This is a genomic window from Streptococcus oralis (assembly GCF_003943825.1).
GTDB lineage: Bacteria > Bacillota > Bacilli > Lactobacillales > Streptococcaceae > Streptococcus > Streptococcus oralis_CD.
In genome coordinates, this window is record NZ_RJNJ01000122.1 from 1 (window position 1) to 527 (window position 527).

Annotated in this window: 1 protein-coding gene; it reads left to right on the forward strand. The window is 45.9% G+C overall.

Translation table 11 applies throughout. The annotated features are described in order from the left end of the window. On the forward strand, positions 1 to 527 hold a 527-nt coding region (locus tag D8863_RS10930), incomplete at both ends, for a uroporphyrinogen decarboxylase family protein (RefSeq protein ID WP_312023398.1).

The following is a 527-nucleotide window of genomic DNA, read 5'->3' on the forward strand; positions in this document are numbered from 1 at the left end:
AGAAGAAAATCAAGCAAGAGTTTACAGAAGATATCGTTGCGATTTACAATATTTTTGCTCCTGTGACCTATCTTAAGTGGCTACTTGGGGAAGTGTCTGGCGGAGATGACCTTATTGCAGACTTTCTGGTGGAAGATCCTAAAGCCCTTAAAAAGGTGTTGGATGTGATTGCAGAGGATATTGCTAGTCTCAGCCAAGCTGTCATCGAAGAGGCTGGTGCTGATGGAATCTACCTCAGCGTGCAAAGTATCCAAGATCAACGAGTGTCGGCAGCAGATTATCAAGCCGTCATTGCACCTAGCGAGATAACTGTTCTGGAAGCAGCTAGTGCTGTTGATGGTGTTACTGTTCTTCATATCTGTGGCTACGAGGGAGCGCGAAATGATATTCACCTTTTTGCAGACTATCCAGCCCAAGTCATTAACGCTGTAGGACCAGAGGGAATCACTCTCAAGGAAGGAGGTCGTGAGATTTTCAAGGGACGTACGGTTCTTGGAGGATTCGAAAATGGCAAGACAGGCTTACTG